We start from the raw sequence: 18,261 nt of genomic DNA, 5'->3' as shown, positions 1-18,261 counted from the left end.
ATTTTCTAAGAGATTAACGTCCTGTAATAGGTATGATAGAAGTATATATTTTTTATATATAAAATTAATAAGAAATAAATATTAGAGAGATGGTATGTAGGTTAATTCTTCATTTTTCTAAATTTAGATTTTTTTACATTCATGGATAAGAATCTAGATTAATATGTAATTATTAATTCTAATCAGTCTCTCATATTTTATTTGTGTGAAAAATGAACAATGTTTTCATGCGTTAAGAAAGTTGTATGAAAAGAAGCTTAAAGTCAGCAATACTTATTCCGTTTATTGTCGTGTTTTTTATAACGTTTATCGGGATAACTTCGATTCAGATATATAAGTTTGAACAACAAAGTCGAATGTTGGGTGAGAAGAAAATATTATCTATCACTAACAACATAAAGACGAAACTGGATAACTTCCTTAAAGAAACGATGCATTTTGGTATGGTGATTGGCAATGTAATCGCTTCCAATGAATATAATAAAGGTCATGACATTTCTAATGTCCAAGACTATCTCCACTCCACAGTGACAGATGTTTATCACCTTCTTCCACAAGTTGAAGTGGTTGGGTTTGGTTCAAGTTCAGCAGACTATGTGGGCTTTAGAAAAGGTGAAAATGGCGATAACCAATTGATACTAAAAGATAGCCGAACCAAAGGTCGTTTAACTTTCTATTCTGGAGACTCTGTTTCTAGCGATGCATTGATGACAGTGAACAACTATGACCCAAGAAATAGGCCTTGGTATCTCTCTGTACTAGAAGCTAAAAATCCAATCTGGTCTACGCTATATACAAGTATTGATGTCTACAATAAAACGAATTCGACTATTTCTGCGTCTATCCCTATTAATAATAAATCAGGTGATATAGATGGCGTTGTTTCATTAGATATTAATATCGAACAGTTAATAAACTTCATGCTCAAATTGAAAAGTGAATATGATGCGACGGTTTATATTTTCAATGATAACGGTGAGCTGATTTCAAATAGTGGTTCAGACAATATAAGTAATGTGAATTATTCAAGAGGTGGTATTACTTTAGACCCCGTTATTATTAAAAGTTTGCAACATATTTCAGATTTTAAAAATCATACTTTTGACAAAGTAGTTAAATACAAAACACATGTTGGTGACGAAGGGTTTTACAACAGCATTACCCCTTATGCCGCAGAAGGAACAGAAGACTTTCGTTGGTATATCGGTGTTTCAGTTTCGCAAAGCTCATTGTTAGAAGTTTCGGTTGAAAATCGAATCTTAAGTTGGTTGATAGGTTTAAGTATCTGCACTATCGGTTTATGGATCGTTGCTTACCACATAAACAAAATTATATACCCGATTGAATTAACCATTGAAGCTGCTGACATGCTGGCTTCAGGGCACAAAATTGGAAAAATCAAAAATGATGGCGAAATCAAGGAAATCCAGACGTTAGTAAACAGTTTTAACAGAATGTCGTTAAAAATTGAGAGAACAATAGATAAGTTAAAAAATCAGGCCTTTCATGATGATTTAACAAAGCTATATAGCAAGGCAGGGCTAATTGATAGCTATCAGAAAATCAAAGACAAAAAAGGAACTCTACTAGTATTCAGTATTAGTACGTTCAAAAATATCAATGACTCCCTCGGTTATGAAAAAGGCGATTTAGTATTAAAAGAAGTGGCAAATCGTTTAACAAAATTTTCTGAAGAAGACAGCCTGATTGCCAGAATTGATGGAGGTAAATTTGCTCTACTGTCTCCAAGAGAACTGGATTTCAGGCAATCAAAAACGTATGCCAAAAGCATTAAGCAGTTTTTAACAGAACGTTTAATTATTGATGGGGTCGAGGTCGCTTTTAGAATTTCAGTTGGTGTTGTCACTGATATCCAAGATTATTCAGGAATTGAACAGTGTCTGAGAAATGCAAGTGTTGCACTGTCCGACGGTCAAAAAGGCCAAGGTAGAATTTCCCATTTTAGTCGTGAAATGCTGGAGAAAATTGAGCACAAAACTCAGATGTGTGCTGATATTAAGCATGGAATAGATAATCATGAATTCACTCCGTTTTACCAACCTATTGTAGAGTTGAAAACTGGCGAAGTCGTTGGTGCAGAGGCTCTTGCGCGCTGGATTTCACCTAAGCTTGGCATGGTGCCGCCGGATAGGTTTATTCCTATAGCTGAAGAAAGTGGCTTTATTGACCAATTGGGAGAGTTGATCCTACTTCAGGCTTGTTCAGATATAACGAATGGGATTGCTGAAGGTAAATGGACTGACGATTTCAAAATGCATGTCAATATTTCAGTATTACAGCTTTCTCGCTCTTCGTTTTTGACAAGCTTGCAAGACATCATGAATAGCACTCAAGTGAATCCCAATAATCTGTCTTTGGAGATCACGGAGTCTGGGCTTGCGGAAAACAAAGGTATTTTTAATCGTAACCTAGAAGCAATTATCGCAATGGGAATTCATGTTTCAATTGACGACTTTGGCACCGGGTACAGCTCTTTATCCTATTTGCAAGAACTGGATTTTGACTGTTTGAAAATTGACCGTGCTTTTATCAGTACCTTAACTGAAGATAATTTTGATTCATCATTAACGGCAATGATTTTGAATATCTCAAAGACGATTGATACCTATGTGGTTGCGGAAGGTATAGAGACAGAAACTCAAGCTAAGCTATTAAACCGTTTAGATTGCCAATTTGGGCAGGGGTATTTCTTTGGTAAGCCTGCACCTTATGAATGCTGGAACTATTAAATTGACAGAAACAAAAGCAATTGGTTGTATATGTATCGTGTCTTTTGGTGCTATGTTGTTATTTGTTGGTCGTGTAAGTACTAGTAGCTAGTAAAGAATAATTATGAACAAGGAGAACGTCGTGAAGTTGGCTCATTTAAAAAAATATGCCTTAGCAATTTTGTTTAGCTTAGCTTCTCTAAACTTTGCTTGGGCTGCTGAAGACCCTCTTCCGTCATGGAACTCTGGTCCTTCAAAAACAGCGATCATTAAGTTTGTTCAGTCAGTAACGAATGCGGACTCTCCAGACTTTGTGCCAGTTGCTGAACGCATTGCCACATTTGATAACGATGGAACACTGTGGTCTGAGCAACCTATGTATTTCCAGATCCAGTTTGCGCTTGATCGAGTTAAAGCATTAGCCCCTTCGCACCCTAATTGGCAGACTGAAGAACCGTTTGCCAGTGTACTAAAAGGTGATTTGAAGAACCTGCATACAGAAGACTTGATGAAGGTGTTGTATGTCACTCACACTGGCATGAACAGTGACGAATTTGATGCGATTGCGAAAGAGTGGATTGCGACAGCGAAGCACCCAATTACGGGTAAGAAGTACACTGAACTGGTATTCCAACCGATGTTGGAACTGCTTGATTACTTACGCGCAAACGACTTCAAAACATTCATTGTTTCGGGCGGTGGTACTGGATTTATGCGAGCGTGGGTTGAGTCTGTATACGGTATTCCGCCAGAGCAAGTGGTAGGCACAACCTTTAAAACTGAGTTTGTTATGAATAACGGCGTACCAGAGATCAAACGTTTACCTGAAATCTTGGTGAACGACGATAAAGAGATGAAAGCTCTGGAAATTTACGAGCGTATTGGTCGTCGTCCTATCGCTGCGTTTGGTAACTCAGACGGTGATTTGGCGATGCTGCAATGGACGTACGCAGGTAAAGGCTTACGCTTCCCAATGTACATTCATCACACGGACGAGAAACGCGAATACAAATACGATCGCGAATCCCATATCGGTCGCTTAGATAAAGGCCTAGATGAAGCGAAAGCAAAAGGCTGGGCTGTGGTGGATATGGCGAAAGAGTGGAAAACTATCTATCCAAATTAACCGCAATCGTTAAGAGCAACATGTTTTGAAAGAAGCCGCAATTTGCACATAGATTGCGGCTTTTTATCTATGCCCGATTTTATTTATGCCCGTACCAATTTCATCAGCTTCACAGCATCTCGTCGTTTATGCACATCTAACTTTTTGTAGATCTTGTAGATGTGTGTTTTTACAGTACTTTCAGCCAGAAACAATGCTTTGGCGATTTCGCTGTTTGAGCTGCCGTTAGACATTAAATTCAGTATCTGCCTTTCCCTGTTAGTGAGTTGCTCTAAGCATTGATGGCTTGAGCAGCCTGGAATGCGGTATATATTGATCATTCTTTCTAAACAGTCGCGAGGAAGCCATAATCCTCCGTTTAAAATGCATTCAACGCTTTCTGGTAAGTGCTCTATTTTTGCTTCTTCTAGCAGTAGCCCTTTGAGCGATTTCCAGCGTATACACATATCATTTTGTTTGTGTTCGGGAACATTGAAAACCAGAACACCTAAATTAAGTACATCAAAATCAGGCAGTTGTTCTGACTGTTCAAGTTCTTTGCATGCATTGAAGTCAATGATGACTAAATCGATATTGTTCTGCTTCGATAATTCGGATACTTCACTTGTCTCAATTTTAATATTCTCAATTTTGTTCAATTGATTTTTTATTAAGTTATTTTGTAAGGCGTTCTCTGAAATTATCAACAAGTTTTTGATGTTCATAGAAAAACCTAGTGGTTGGTTAGTATGGGTAATAATTACTTATTTGGTTTGATTAATAGGTTAGCAATGAGTTGAACAATTGGCTAATTTTTAGGAGATAATAATTAAAAAGACAATCATAAATAAACTTTAGTACTATTTTATAGTTTTTTACTTATAAGGTTATATTAAATAAATGCTTGAAATTGTTGTAATCAAGCTTTTAAAGTTATTTTGGTTTTTTTTGTGATTGATTAGTTATTAAAAAGTATCTTTTTAGTCTGTTTAAATATTTTTTAAAAACATACTTCCATACTACTTGTTAAATCATTGTTTGTAATGGTTTGATTTGAATTGAGTTTATTTGCTGTACGTTTGGTTAATTATTTTTTTATTGATGATTATTATTTTTCACTTAATTCCATATTGGGAATACTACCTATAATGAATTTGCCAATCGGCATCTTAAGCAGTAATTAATACATTTAATTCACATGGAGTGGATATTATGAATATATGTAAAACAGGTATCGCTATCGCTGTCAGTTCATTAATGGCTAGTGGTTCTGCTTGGGCATTAGTAGACAATAATGATGTGTTGAGTAATAACACAACGTATGTTGATGCGAGTGACACAACGACAACAACAACCAATACTGATCTGAGTGATAACAATAGCTTTAACGATACAAACAGCAACAACAGCAGTACGGACGTTGACCTATTGAGCAACAATGATACAGAAACCAACACGCTAACCAGCAATGATAATGATACAGATGTCGATCTGCTCAGCAACAACACCGACAACAGCGTGAATAACAGCGGTAACTCTTCAAACTCAGCAAGTTGGACAGATAACAGCAGCTCGCAAAGTTATGAGTTGAGCATTGACTCTGAAGTTGTGGTGGCGAATGCCTCTCTCAGCGGCAATGTATCTGGTGTCGGCGTCAGCTATGGCGGTGGTTTTGTAAGTGCGGGTGTCAGTGTTAACAATATGAACTCATTAGATGGTATGAGCGGTGCAGCGGGTATTGTCACTGTGTCTCAAAACTCTGGTGCAAACTCTTTGACACAACAAGCGGTGACTACTAACGCATCATTGTTTACGGATTAATTTAATATCTAAGCAGGAGAAAGCGATGCGCTTAGCAATAATCGCCTTGAGTGCGATGGCTTCGCTATCCGCTAGTGCCGATGATATTAATTTGACTGAACAAGAACTGTCTACAGAAGTCATGGAGAGTTCACGAGGTGGTCAATATTACATCGACATTGAGAGTATAACGGCATCGTCTGAACTCAATGGTGTCAATGCAGGTAACACGGTTAATGACTCTGTGACAGGCAACAATATTATGTCATCAGGCGCATTAGCCAATAGTTCCGGTATTAACAGCGTTATTCAGAATAGTGGTAACAACGTGCTGATACAAAACTCAACGGTCGTAAACCTGACACTCAAATAACATGAACGTTTATCGTTTTTTAATAGTGGCGGTGCTTTTCATATCTGCACCGTCATACTCATTAAATATACTGCCTAGTCGTGGCCAATATTTTGTGCCAGTAAAGAGCTACAGTGAAGTTGTATTTGGTAATGTATTACGCCAAAAATACGATTTCAGTTGTGGTTCGGCTGCTTTGGCATCCTTACTTTCCTTTCATTACGATATGCCTTCTGAAGAACAAGATATTTTCCAAAAAATGTTTGATAGCGGCGATAAAGAACTCATTGAACAGCAGGGTTTTTCATTGCTTGATATGAAAAAGTACTTGGAATCTGTTGGTCTTAAATCAGACGGTTTTAAACTCAATTTAGACAAGATTCGAGAGCTTGGTGTACCAGGGATTACTCTGGTTGACTTCGATGGTTATCTACATTTTGTCGTGATTAAAGGAATGAACGATGGATTCGTCATCCTTGGCGATCCTTCGAGAGGGACCATGAAAATGAAGTACGAAAGATTTGCAGAACACTATCAGGGAATTGTTTTACTTATTCGTAACCGCGCTGAAGTTGGAAGAACCACGTTTGTTACGGATAACGATTTCTCTGTGTACGCAACGTCTCCCATTCAGCAAGGTATCATGAGAGACAGTTCCGGAAATCTCGGTATTCTTCGACCGAACGTAGGGCAGTATTGAACGCTATGGAGGGATGTATGAAATATCGTTACCTATTTGGAGTCATGATAGCTTTAAATATTCCGGTAGGAGAGGTGGTGGCGAACCCAAATATTAACGCTAACGCACTGTTAATGGTGAGCAATGTGAATCCTCTGGATGACCTACAACTAGCCAGTTATCGAGGTGGGTTTAAATTTCAGAATGACTATATTGTGAATATTGGTTTGAGCATTAAGACAGCGATTGATGGGAATGTGATGCTCAATTCGAGAATTGCCAATTTAGTGATACAGAATGGGAATTTGAAAAATCTTGCGGTGAGTAGTGGTGAGCAAAACCAGCAAGAGGTAGGGCTAGTCAATGTGATTCAGAATGGTGGTGGAAATAATATTTCTGTCGATGAGATCTCTTCCTCATACCGTCCTGAAGTTGTTAGTGCTTCTTCCATCACTAATATTGTTCAAAATACGCTGGATAACAGTGTGATTGGTTTGAGCACTATTGTTGATGTGGACGCACAAGTCGGTTCTGCTTTACAACAAGTTCGGGTAGCAAAACAGCTTGAAGAAGCCGTCATGGCTCGCTTCTATTAAAACCTCATATCCTTTCTACTTAGGTAGAAAGGATATTTTAAAACGTTACGGGTACTCTTACTGAAAGCTGAAAGTCTGGCGTATCTTCAGTTAACCCCGCTTGAGCACTAATCCCAAGAGATGTTTTCTTACTAATCGCATAGTTGATCCCAAAGTTAAGCGAGTCCAGTTGGAGCAACTTCGCATCATCATTCTCCACGCCGTTAACTTTGCTTTTAAGTATGGTTTTATGGCTAAGCCCAACGGAAAAAGAAAAGTCAGGGTTAATAGCAAAACCAAAACCACCACTGAGTGAAATGGTATCTCCTAAATCAACTTCGACCTGCTGATTACTGATTTCCACATCGTCTTTAAAGTTGTAAATGTAGCTAAGACTCGAATAGATGACGGCAGGATCGGAAGGAAAGATCATCGAAATTGAAGGCTCTACGCTCCAAAAACCGGATCCGGTAGGGACATCTAAAAACGTATTGGTACTAGAATCCACCTCAACATCGTAGGGAGACTTACCAGTATCCGATTTCACAATGAAACCCGCCACCCAATATGGGGTGGTGTTAAAGTTGAGTTGCTGGCGAAGCGCAAACTCAATATCCCCAAGCCCTCCACCGTCTAAAGTGGTATTGATGGTATTCGCTTCTGCTCCATCTTGAATTGGCCGGGTAGAGACTTGATCGTTGCGGTAAACATAGGGCAGACGGAGCTCCAACTCAGTACTCCGGGTTAATCCGTAGCGCATCGTCAGCCCTGTGGTAATAGTTGTTCGGTCAGAGTCGGAAACCTCTATTCGACCCACAAGAAGGGTTGGTAAAATCGTGTAACCAACGACGGAAACTTTATTCGATGAGTTTTGCGTGTAACTTATCGAAGTATCGACAGCGAATTTCCCTTTCGGTGTTAAAACCCCTGGTCTTTCAATTATGTCACTGACGGATTGTGGGCGTTTCGCCTCGTCCTTATCCTCAGCCAATACGGGTTGGAATAGACTCAATATGACTGGAAGAAAAGCAACCGATTTATATTTTATTAGCATGTGATTTTTCTATTTAGTTAGGTTCTATTTAACTTAGGTAAATAGTCGAGAAAAATCTTTTTAATGGTTACTGGAATATGGTTCTTTATTGCTTGTTGGAATTATAAGTTTTGTTGCTTTGTAAGTGGGATGTTGTGTGTAAAATTTAAATGAAGCTGTAAATATAATAGTAAAGTTTATGGATGTTTTTATGTGTCCTACTTTCATAATACTAATTGTTAAAATATTTAGATTAACGTTATCTCTTCAATTTACTTGGAAGGAGAGTGGAACTGATAACAGAACTTCTGGATATCAGTTTAACCTTTTAACTTTGCCTCGTGAGTGCCGCTTTCTTCTAATTAATCGATTCTATGATGGATGATTTTCTGCCATGACGCGTGTTTTTTGAGCTATGAGTATGGCTGAACGGATTCGTTAATCAGCGATTCTGCTGACGGTTTGCTGTTAGTTATGAGCAATTAAGAACAATTTTGCATATCCAAGAACAAATGTGCATTGGATAAGTGCAGGATAAACAACTACTTTACACTCCTTTATTAGAATTATATCTAAAACCCATTTTCCAACGTCTGAGGAATGCAGTATGTCAGTTGCGGTTATCGCTGCTTTAGCAGTATTTACCGGTATTCTCTTCTTGTTGTTTAAACAGCAGCAGAAAAAACACTCACTTTCACGTCTAGTTCTTTTAGGCCTAGTGTCAGGCAGCTTGTTTGGCCTTGGTCTGCAACTCATTTTTGGTGAAGGCAACCCTGCTGCTAGCCAGACTCTAGATTGGGTAAAAGTGGTTGGCAGCGGCTATGTCGGTTTACTGAAAATGGTCATTATGCCGCTAGTGCTTGTTTCAATGATTTCTGCGGTTGTAAAACTGGAGAAAGGTGGCTCACTGGGCAAAATTTCTGGTTTAACCATTGGCGTACTGCTTTTCACTACGGCAATCTCTGCGATTATCGGTATTGGTATTGCTCATGTCTTTGGCCTGAGTGCAGAAGGTTTAACAGAAGGTGCGCGTGAAACTGCGCGTATCGCTGTGTTAGAAAGCCGCTCTGCTAGCGTAAGTGATTTGACTATCCCTCAAATGCTCATCAGCTTTATTCCAACAAACCCGTTTGCTGATTTAACGGGGGCTCGTTCAACATCAATCATTGCCGTGGTTATTTTCGGTGTTCTTACCGGTATTGCTGCACGTAAAGTGATGATTGAGAAAGAAGAATCAGCTTCTTCAATCCGTAGCTTTGTTGAGAACGCTCAGTTTGTAGTGATGCGCCTTGTGAAAATGATCATGGCTCTAACTCCATACGGTGTTGCTGCTTTGATGGCGAAAGTGGTTGCGACTTCTAGTGCGTCAGACATTCTGAATCTACTAAGCTTCATCGTGGCTTCTTATGTAGCTATCGCTTTGATGTTTGTGGTGCACGGTGTGTTGGTTTCGGTTGTTGGTGTAAGCCCGAAAGAATACTTCACTAAAATTCTGCCTGTACTGACGTTTGCATTTACTTCTCGTAGCTCTGCGGCAACGATTCCGCTAAACGTAGAAGCGCAAATCGAGAAATTACGTGTACCGCCAGCGATTGCAAACCTATCAGCTTCATTCGGTGCAACAATCGGTCAGAACGGTTGTGCGGGTATCTACCCAGCAATGCTGGCTGTGATGGTTGCGCCTAGTGTCGGTATTGACCCACTAAGCATTCATTTCATTGTTTCTCTGGTTGCGATGATCACGATTAGCTCATTTGGTATTGCTGGTGTGGGTGGTGGAGCGACTTTCGCAGCATTGATTGTTCTACCAGCAATGGGCTTACCTGTAACAATTGCTGCTTTGCTTATCTCAATTGAACCACTAATTGATATGGCACGTACGGCGCTAAACGTTTCTGGTGCAATGACAGCAGGAACGATCACTAGCCGAATTTTGGGTGAAACAGTTTCAGACGAAGAGCTGCAAACTCAGAAAGCGTAAGCGAATCAGTTCTATTTATTCGATAAAGGCAGGTATGAAACCTGCCTTTATTTTTTTGCCTCAAATATCCTCCACACATTCTATTTACTAGTAAAGGGTGAATAGAACTTCAAAATAGTCTGCCTCATAAGCCATACCTGCCATGTGATATCACTCGAAACACAAATGCATTAAGTTGCTTATTATTCGTTCTCGCCACTAATGATCAGAATCGAAGATGAAAAAGGAGCGAGTTAAATGCTAGAGAAAGTCGAAAGCGTTATGGAAATGAATGGTCTTGAATATGCGCGCAGCACGTACAGTTTGACTGCGAAGTTTAGCTACGGGATTGGTAGCGTAAAAATCAGATACGATCCTGCGACCAATACTTATCTGTATAGCGGTTGTGAAAAAGTGATATGGGTCGGATGTTTTATCTTATTCTGTGTTTCTTTTAACATGATGCTCCATCCATCTGACTATATTCTCGCGGGATATTTAGCGGGGATGATGTTCGCATCGGCAATGTTAAGCTTTTTTCAGCAAGTGCTTCTTCATATTCAGATGTTGGACATCAAAGCACAGCTTAGAGGAGAGGGTATTTATCTCAAGCTCGGTTGATTGCAAAGGCACTTTAGTTAGGAATTTCTTATCTGTTGGATTAACGGGGTTTAGAGATCCGTTAATCCTATGACTGGTGTCGCGATTTATAACCAATCTCAATGTTTAACTTGGTAGTTTGACTCATCTCATCTCTCGCCAATAACAGTTCATATATTATTGCTTTCACCCTCACCCCTATAGTTTAAATGTGATGGCTCACCGCTAATAATTAATACCATAAAAACCATACTGGTTATTGTGGCCAAAAAATTACGTACACAAGTCTACGTTTTAGTTAAGTCAACTGAGTATAGTGTTCATGCTCAGCCACATTAGTAGAAAAGGTATTTTGTTAGCACGATTATAATAATGAAACTTAGTGCACAAATTTTATGTATTTAGAGCGAGCATACTATGTTTAACATTCCAGTCTTAATAGTTGAGGACATTAAAGAAATGTCCAGTATGTTATCCGAGCATATTTCTGGACTTTATCCTTACCAAGTGATTGGTATAGCCCCGACCATAGCAGAAGCGAAGGTGATGATTAACCATCTTAAACCTGCGTTAATTATTCTAGACAATTTCCTTCCTGATGGTACGGGTCTTGATCTGTTAAAATATTTACGAGCCAAGGACAATCCAGTCGATGTTATCTTTGTGACGGCTGCAAATGATTCTCAAACTGCAGTCACAACTGTCCGCTATGGTGCTTTTGACTACTTGTTAAAACCATTCTCTTTGGAGCAGGTTACTGATTCATTAGAGCGCTATTTTGAGTTTAATCGCAGCGTGTATATCGAGAAAGGTGAGAATATCAACCAGTCGTTTGTGAAACGTATATACAATACTCACCTCAATTCTGACAGTATGACTAAACGACCAAAAGGTATTGATTCAATTACTCTACAAAGGGTTTTGGAAGCATTCGATGATGGTGAAAGTTATACCTCTGTAGATATTAGTGAGAAAACGACGATTAGCAGAACAACTGCCAGAAGATATTTAGAATATGCAACGAATATAGGTCAGCTTGTTGCAGATATTGAATATGGCAAGGTAGGCCGGCCTCAGCGAGTATTTCGCAAAGTATATAATAAGCAGAAAGGTTAAATTGTTGATGTCCTCAGTTACATATTAGATATGAAGTATGTAACTGAGGATATGGTATTTTAAAGTGATACGTAGCCTTCAAAAATTTTCTTAGCCGTTCGGATTAAAGAAACAGAAGATACTTTATCGCCTTCTCTGGCAATTTTTAGATCGATAAAGCCAGATGGATGTTCAATGCAGCATTCTTCAAGCTTCTCTTCTAGCTTAAGCAAGTCAGAACTCACCGTTCCCTTATGACAAAGTGACATGGTAATAGCAATACTTCCTGTTACTGCAATCGCTTTGTGACAACGTTTAGGGACGTAATATCTAGCGCAGATTGTACCGCGGCTGCTAGCAGGCTTAGCGATTAATACAGGTTTAGGGATAACTTTATCTGATACATCTCCAAGCCCCATCATCTCACCAGCTTGGCAACGTAGGGCTTCAAGTTTATTAGTAAAGTCTGTGTCGGCATCCAGTTCGGCAGGAGACTCATAACCCGTTTTACCAAATTGTGCGGCATCAACGATCATTACGGGGATGGCTGCATCGACGCAGCTAATCCTAAATTCGCCAATGTGGTCGGTGGTATTCCCTGTAGGAAACAGCTTGCCCGTTTTAGCGCCTTCAACACCTATAAAGTTAAGTTCAATTGGCGCACCTGGGCTATTTACACCGCTGATATAGGTGTCCCCTTTATAGCTTACTTTTCCGTTTGGTGTTTGTACGTTCGCGTGAATGATTTTGTTGGTATTAACATTGCGGATTTTTACCGTTGTCATATCTCCCTGAACTTTAACCAGCCCTTTTTCAATTGAAAAAGGGCCAACACCAGAGAGAATATTGCCGCAGTTAGGTGAAAAATCGACAGTACGCTCTTCTATACCAACCTGAGCAAACAAATAATCAACATCAACATCAGGTTGGTCGGAAGGTCCAACAATAGCTACTTTACTGGTTAAACTATTGCCACCACCAATACCTTCTACTTGGAGTTCGTGGCCTGAACCCATTACATTCACTAAAATTTTGGCTATTTCATCGTGGCTTTGTGGTAAATCGGTAGAAAGGAAATAGGGCCCGCGGGAAGTACCGCCTCTCATTAGAGTACATGGCAGCTTTTGCTCAGTCATAAGATCCTCATTAATAGTTAGTTTGTGTGCAGTCAGGCTATATTCGGATAAATGATGAGAGAGAATTGCGATAATCAAAGCGAGTTGCTTTGGAAATAAAAGATACTATGAACGTAATGGATAAAATTACTTTGTTAATTAGCTTTCTAATTAACAATTCAAACTAAGGTTAAATATAAAAATAAAGCCATTACATAAAGTGTAATGGCTTTTATTAAGATAAGAATTAGATTCTAATTAACGAAATTAAGCTGAAGCTATTTTCTTTTCCTTTCTTATAGCAAGTTTTGAACTAATCATTGGCCAGAAAATCATACCTACTACCGCAATAAGAATAATAACGGTAATTGGGCGTTGGAAGAAAGATAAATAGTCACCATTTGAAATAAGCAGCTGGCGACGGAAAGTTTCTTCCATCATATTGCCAAGTACAATACCCAAAATTAAAGAAGCAGAAGAGAACTTAAATTTCTTAACAAAATAGCCGAAAATACCAAACGCTAACATAATCCAGATTTGGAATACGTCGTTGGTTCTTGCATAAGCACCGATAATTGAGAACATCACAATCATTGGAGCAATTAAGCCGTACGGTAATCTAAGAACCGCCGCGAACGCTTTCACCGCAATACGGCCACTAAAGAAAACAATAATACTTGCAATCAACATTGAGAAGAAGATGCAGTAGAGCAGCAAAGGTTGCTCTGTCATCAACTGTGGCCCAGGTTGTAAACCTTGCAATACCAGCGCAGCAAGAATAATTGCGGTTGTTGGTGAACCAGGGATGCCCAGAACTAATGTCGGAATCATCGCACCGCCACCTGCAGCATTGTTAGCTGTTTCAGGAGCTAATACGCCTTCTTCAGCGCCTTTACCAAACTGCTCTTTATGTTTACTTGAGCGAGCGGCTTCGCCATAACTAACGATAGAAGCAATTGAGCCGCCTGTACCAGGTAAGATACCAACAGCAGTGCCGATGATAGCAGACTTAAGCACGGTAGCCTTGTAAGACCAGAACTCTTTAAGGCTGATACTCTCAAGAGAGACTTTGCCAGTATCGCCAGTCGTATTATTGTTGTTGCTAGAACGATCAATGATCTGTTTGAACACCTCAGCCATGGCGAATGAACCAATCATGATTGGGATATATTCAATACCATTGAGGAATTCTAGTCGGCCAAATGTCAAACGAGAAACCCCTGTCATCGGATCCATACCAACCATAGCGATAAGAATACCGATAAGGCCTGTAGCAAGTGCTTTCCCAAGGTTTTTTGAACCAACAGAAGAGATACATGCCATACCAAGAAGAGTGAGGGCAAAGTATTCAGCACTTTGGATTTCTAATGCGATGGTAGATAGTGCGGGTGCTAGCAATAGCATTACTAATACGGAAAAGATGCCACCGAATGAAGATCCAGACATAGCAAGCCCAAGAGCTTTACCAGCTTTGCCTTGCTGTGCCATTGGGTAACCGTCAAATGTGGTCGCTACCGATTCTGCTGTTCCCGGTGTGTTGAATAGTATTGCAGTGATTGAACCACCGTAAGCGGAACCCGCATACAAAGCAACAAGCAGAATAATTGAAGGGTAGATACCCATGTAATAGGTAAATGGGATCATCAGAACGATACCCATCGAGGAACTGATACCCGGAAGTGTACCAAAACACACACCCAAGAACATACCGACGATGATCAAGATAAAATTCGCAGGTACAAAAATAACTTGTAATGCGTCTAACAATAATGAGAAGTCCATTATTTTACTCCAGATTAATATTAGTAGAGTAGGTAACTAATTGATTGGAAAATACTGATACCGCGCGGAAGTGGTATGCTCAAAATATTACCAAATACAACAGTGAATGCGATTGCACTAATTACAGTGGTTAAGGCCAGTTGTAATGGCGTTCTTTGATTAAGAATATACATTACCGACGAAACGATAATAGCCGCGCCAAACCAAAAACCTACATAATCAATAACCAATACGAACATGACAATCACGGATAAAACCGCAAGGAAACCTGGATCTAACTCTTTAATTTTTCCGTTATTCTTACTACTCTCGCCTTGGGATTTATAAGCCTTAAAGGCTTTATAGAGTGAAGGAATTAAAAGTAAAATAGCTAGAATAATAACTACCTGAGGAAATCCAGCAGGACCTATTGGGTCACTCATTCGAGCTGTATTGATATCTAGTGAAGCGTTAAAAAATAACCCTAGCACTGTTAAAAGAAATACATGGAAGATTATCTCACCCATTTTATTTACCTCGCTTATTTAAGCCCAACTTTAACGGCGACTTTGTCAAACTTCTTATACTCAGATTCCCACTGTTTATAGAAACCTTCGGCGTCAAGATAGCCTGGACGAATATTAACTAAGTTCAGTTCTGCAAAATCTTTATATTCTTTTGTTTCATAGGCAGATTTCATTTTATCAATCAGATACTGTTTAACTTCTGGAGCAGTACCTTTCTTAACAACAAATCCACGCCATGAACCGATAGTAACGTCGTAGCCAAGTTCAACAGCTGTTGGTACTTCTTTAAAGACATCAATTTGATCAATACGTTGGTCATTCAATACCAAAACTGGTTTCACTTTGCCGTCTTTAATGTAATTGACCGCTGATACAATTTTGTCCAAGTAAATGTCGACTTCACCACCCAGTACAGCCGCTTTTACTTCTGAACCAGAACGGTAAGGGATGAACTTAACTTGAACGCCTGTTTCATCGGCTAATGCGTTAAGAGTTAAATCATCCAGTCCACCAGGGCTTACACCACCGAATGTGACAGGGTTAGTTTGACCGAATTTAACAAGTTCTTCGAATGACGCGAATTTACTGTTTTCAGGTAGGCACAATACGTATACATCTGATTGAATTCGCGCAAGCGGTTCAAAATCACGCATAAATTTAACAGCTTTGCTGACGCCTAACGCATCCGCAATCACCATAGAAGGAGTAACTTCTAAGATGGTGTACCCATCGCTTGGTTGTTGAGCCGCATAAACCATTCCGACAAGGCCACTACTGCCTTTTTTATTGACCGCCTGAATAGGTTGAGGCATATCGCTAGCCATTAGTGTAGAAAATTTACGAGCGAAAGTATCGCTAGCGCCACCTTCACCAAAAGGAATAATCATTTCTATAGGTTTAGCTGGGTATACTGCTTTATCTTCTGCTTTGTTTTCTTGCCCACAACCTGCAAGTAATAATGCTGCTGCAACACCTGATAGAGCAATTAACTTTTTCATATTTACATCCTCAAATTATTGGATTTTATGCTGGTTCAAAACTTGAATATGGGACCAATCATATCGCTCTAATAAGATTAGGATTGTGATGGTTATTGATATCAATCTGGAACATAATTGATAGTATGAAGTTAATGGACAAAATAAGAAAATCACTCTAACTTGATGTTTTTTAAAGGATGAATATTTTAATTATATTAGTTTCCTACAAAGGGATTTTATGTATACTTTGAACTAGTGAATTTTATTCAGAGATAAGCCATTGTGAAGCCGATATCATTTTTCCAGAAAATTTTACTTATAATGCTATTTTCAGCTTTTGTTATTGTATTTACATTTGAGTATGTTCTTTATGAGAATATTAATTCTGTAAGAGTTGATAGCATAAAATCTCTCGCATTAAGCCAGGCTAAGCTTATCGCATCCAATCAAAACCTCAGACAGGCTGTATATCACCAAGATAGCCTTATGATCTCCAGATTAATGGAAAACTATATTCCACCAGAAGATATAGATTATGTTTCCATAACAAATACTCAACAGATTCGACTCTATCATAGTGAAGGTCGAGGAATCGGGCAGCCTTTGGTTAATGTCGATTTTGATAAAATAAAAAATGGTAATGATGTTACTTCGATTAGTACAGGGATGGAAAATAAGCTTTTGATAAAAGCTAGAGTTCCAGTTTTCTTTGATGATAAATTTTGCGGTGTAGTATCCGTTGGAATTAATTATGATAAGGCCTTAGGTCAACTCTCGAAAAGATATTTTTCTACCCTAATAATATCTTTGTTACTTCTGTCTCTTTTTGGTTTCTTTAGCTTAAAATTTGTTCATTACCTCAGAAGGAAAATGTTTCATCAGACACCTCAGCAAATTGAAATGGCTTTAAAGTTGAGGCAGGGAATACTTAATACAGTCTTTGAAGGTGTCGTTGCCATAGATAAAGCAAATCATATTTTAGTGATTAATGACTCTGCGATGCGCGATCTAAACATTCTAGATGGGCGTGATAAAGTGAATGGTTCTCACATTTCAGACTACTTATATCCCATTGAATTTTTTGATATTTCAAATGAAGACGAAATTGTAAGTTATCCCATGACATGCAATGGGGAAGAGTTTATTGCGAACAGACGATTTATGTATGATGAGCAAGGTGAAAAATCCGGTGTTGTCATTAGTTTACGTATAAAAAAGGGATTAGAAGAACTCGAACAAATTATAAACTATGCCAATAATGATAAAGAGAATTTACGCGCGATAATCCATGAATTTAATAATCAGTTGTCAATCGTTTATGGCTTGCTCCAAATGGAGCAATACGATAAAGCAATTAACTTTATTAAAGACGAACATAAAAGCAAGCAAAGTGACATTTTTAATCTGTCAAAAATGTTCCAGTGTTCTACTTTTGTTGCTTTGATTTTAAGCAAGCTCTCAAGAGCTAAAGAGCTTGGCATTGTTTTAGAAGTCGACCCATTTAGCTATGTTCAATCTGATACTATGCCTATCAGTGAAAATGAATTGAACTGTATTGTTGGTAATCTATTAAATAATGCATTTGAAGCTATTATTTCATCAAAAATTAGTGACCGGACTGTTAGATTGTATGTGTATGAAGGTGAAGACTTTATCATCGAAGTGGAAGATAGTGGGTGTGGTATTCGTGATGAAGAAATAGATAAGATATTTGATAGAAAATTTACCAGAAAAAAAGATCCGAATCATGGGATTGGTTTAAACCTAATAAATAATATTGTAACTAGCTCTAATGGAACAATTGTGGTGGATCAATCAGAGTTGGGAGGAGCACTATTCTCTATATATATTCCCTCCACTCAAGTGGGCCTAGTCAATGAAGCATAAAATTATGTTCATAAAAAACATAGTGTTCTTTATGCTAAGTGGGCAGTTAGTTATTAATCACGT

General features: G+C 38.7%; 16 protein-coding genes. 10 read left to right on the top strand and 6 right to left on the bottom strand.

Annotated features, from left to right (window positions below; genetic code table 11):
• Positions 1 to 245 precede the first annotated feature (245 nt).
• Both P4S58_RS19385 and P4S58_RS19380 read left to right on the top strand, forming a co-directional pair.
• On the top strand, positions 246 to 2,750 hold the full coding sequence (locus P4S58_RS19385) for a bifunctional diguanylate cyclase/phosphodiesterase (protein WP_102965236.1): 2,505 nt from the start codon (positions 246 to 248) through the stop codon (positions 2,748 to 2,750).
• 103 nt (positions 2,751 to 2,853) lie between these two features.
• Positions 2,854 to 3,855, top strand: coding sequence for an HAD family hydrolase (locus P4S58_RS19380; protein WP_443089026.1), 1,002 nt, complete (start codon positions 2,854 to 2,856; stop codon positions 3,853 to 3,855).
• An 83-nt stretch (positions 3,856 to 3,938) separates the two neighbouring features.
• Here the strand turns inward: P4S58_RS19380 and P4S58_RS19375 are convergent, their stop codons facing one another.
• Positions 3,939 to 4,559, bottom strand: coding sequence for a response regulator transcription factor (locus P4S58_RS19375; protein ID WP_102969645.1), 621 nt, complete (start codon positions 4,557 to 4,559; stop codon positions 3,939 to 3,941).
• A 487-nt stretch (positions 4,560 to 5,046) separates the two neighbouring features.
• Here P4S58_RS19375 and P4S58_RS19370 point away from each other — a divergent pair, with 487 nt between their 5' ends.
• From P4S58_RS19370 to P4S58_RS19355, 4 genes are read left to right on the top strand one after another with little or no spacing between them, the layout of a single operon-like run.
• The gene (locus tag P4S58_RS19370) at positions 5,047 to 5,655 is read left to right on the top strand and encodes a hypothetical protein (RefSeq protein ID WP_052404598.1); all 609 of its coding nucleotides are present in this window, start codon (positions 5,047 to 5,049) and stop codon (positions 5,653 to 5,655) included.
• Positions 5,656 to 5,680: 25 nt separating this feature from the next.
• Positions 5,681 to 6,007: a hypothetical protein gene (locus P4S58_RS19365; protein WP_042485895.1), complete on the top strand. Its 327-nt coding sequence runs from the start codon at positions 5,681 to 5,683 to the stop codon at positions 6,005 to 6,007.
• A 1-nt stretch (position 6,008) separates the two neighbouring features.
• Positions 6,009 to 6,686, top strand: coding sequence for a C39 family peptidase (locus P4S58_RS19360; protein WP_102969646.1), 678 nt, complete (start codon positions 6,009 to 6,011; stop codon positions 6,684 to 6,686).
• A gap of 17 nt (positions 6,687 to 6,703) precedes the next feature.
• The gene (locus tag P4S58_RS19355) at positions 6,704 to 7,261 is read left to right on the top strand and encodes a hypothetical protein (protein ID WP_337165256.1); all 558 of its coding nucleotides are present in this window, start codon (positions 6,704 to 6,706) and stop codon (positions 7,259 to 7,261) included.
• 37 nt (positions 7,262 to 7,298) lie between these two features.
• Here the strand turns inward: P4S58_RS19355 and P4S58_RS19350 are convergent, their stop codons facing one another.
• Positions 7,299 to 8,294, bottom strand: coding sequence for a transporter (locus tag P4S58_RS19350; protein ID WP_102969648.1), 996 nt, complete (start codon positions 8,292 to 8,294; stop codon positions 7,299 to 7,301).
• Positions 8,295 to 8,880: 586 nt separating this feature from the next.
• Here P4S58_RS19350 and P4S58_RS19345 point away from each other — a divergent pair.
• From P4S58_RS19345 to P4S58_RS19335, 3 genes are all read left to right on the top strand, one after another.
• Entirely contained in the window at positions 8,881 to 10,254 is a 1,374-nt protein-coding gene (locus P4S58_RS19345) for an L-cystine transporter (RefSeq protein WP_337165254.1), read from the top strand.
• Positions 10,255 to 10,491: 237 nt separating this feature from the next.
• The gene (locus tag P4S58_RS19340) at positions 10,492 to 10,854 is read left to right on the top strand and encodes a hypothetical protein (RefSeq protein WP_102965238.1); all 363 of its coding nucleotides are present in this window, start codon (positions 10,492 to 10,494) and stop codon (positions 10,852 to 10,854) included.
• A gap of 396 nt (positions 10,855 to 11,250) precedes the next feature.
• Complete coding sequence (locus P4S58_RS19335) at positions 11,251 to 11,949, top strand: response regulator (RefSeq protein ID WP_102954255.1); 699 nt, start codon at positions 11,251 to 11,253, stop codon at positions 11,947 to 11,949.
• A 59-nt stretch (positions 11,950 to 12,008) separates the two neighbouring features.
• Here P4S58_RS19335 and P4S58_RS19330 read toward each other — a convergent pair whose 3' ends face one another.
• From P4S58_RS19330 to P4S58_RS19315, 4 genes are all read right to left on the bottom strand, one after another.
• On the bottom strand, positions 12,009 to 13,064 hold the full coding sequence (locus P4S58_RS19330) for a 4-oxalomesaconate tautomerase (RefSeq protein WP_102985800.1): 1,056 nt from the start codon (positions 13,062 to 13,064) through the stop codon (positions 12,009 to 12,011).
• A 246-nt stretch (positions 13,065 to 13,310) separates the two neighbouring features.
• Complete coding sequence (locus tag P4S58_RS19325; RefSeq protein WP_102954257.1) at positions 13,311 to 14,825, bottom strand: tripartite tricarboxylate transporter permease; 1,515 nt, start codon at positions 14,823 to 14,825, stop codon at positions 13,311 to 13,313.
• A 20-nt stretch (positions 14,826 to 14,845) separates the two neighbouring features.
• On the bottom strand, positions 14,846 to 15,331 hold the full coding sequence (locus tag P4S58_RS19320; protein WP_337165252.1) for a tripartite tricarboxylate transporter TctB family protein: 486 nt from the start codon (positions 15,329 to 15,331) through the stop codon (positions 14,846 to 14,848).
• A 14-nt stretch (positions 15,332 to 15,345) separates the two neighbouring features.
• Positions 15,346 to 16,329, bottom strand: a complete 984-nt coding sequence (locus P4S58_RS19315; protein ID WP_102954259.1) for a Bug family tripartite tricarboxylate transporter substrate binding protein — start codon at positions 16,327 to 16,329, stop codon at positions 15,346 to 15,348.
• 264 nt (positions 16,330 to 16,593) lie between these two features.
• Here P4S58_RS19315 and P4S58_RS19310 point away from each other — a divergent pair, with 264 nt between their 5' ends.
• On the top strand, positions 16,594 to 18,198 hold the full coding sequence (locus P4S58_RS19310; RefSeq protein WP_337165251.1) for an ATP-binding protein: 1,605 nt from the start codon (positions 16,594 to 16,596) through the stop codon (positions 18,196 to 18,198).
• Positions 18,199 to 18,261: the final 63 nt, after the last annotated feature.

The organism is Vibrio sp. Hal054 (genome assembly GCF_037162405.1).
Taxonomy (GTDB): domain Bacteria; phylum Pseudomonadota; class Gammaproteobacteria; order Enterobacterales; family Vibrionaceae; genus Vibrio; species Vibrio diazotrophicus.
This window is presented reverse-complemented; position numbering and strand designations above follow the sequence as displayed.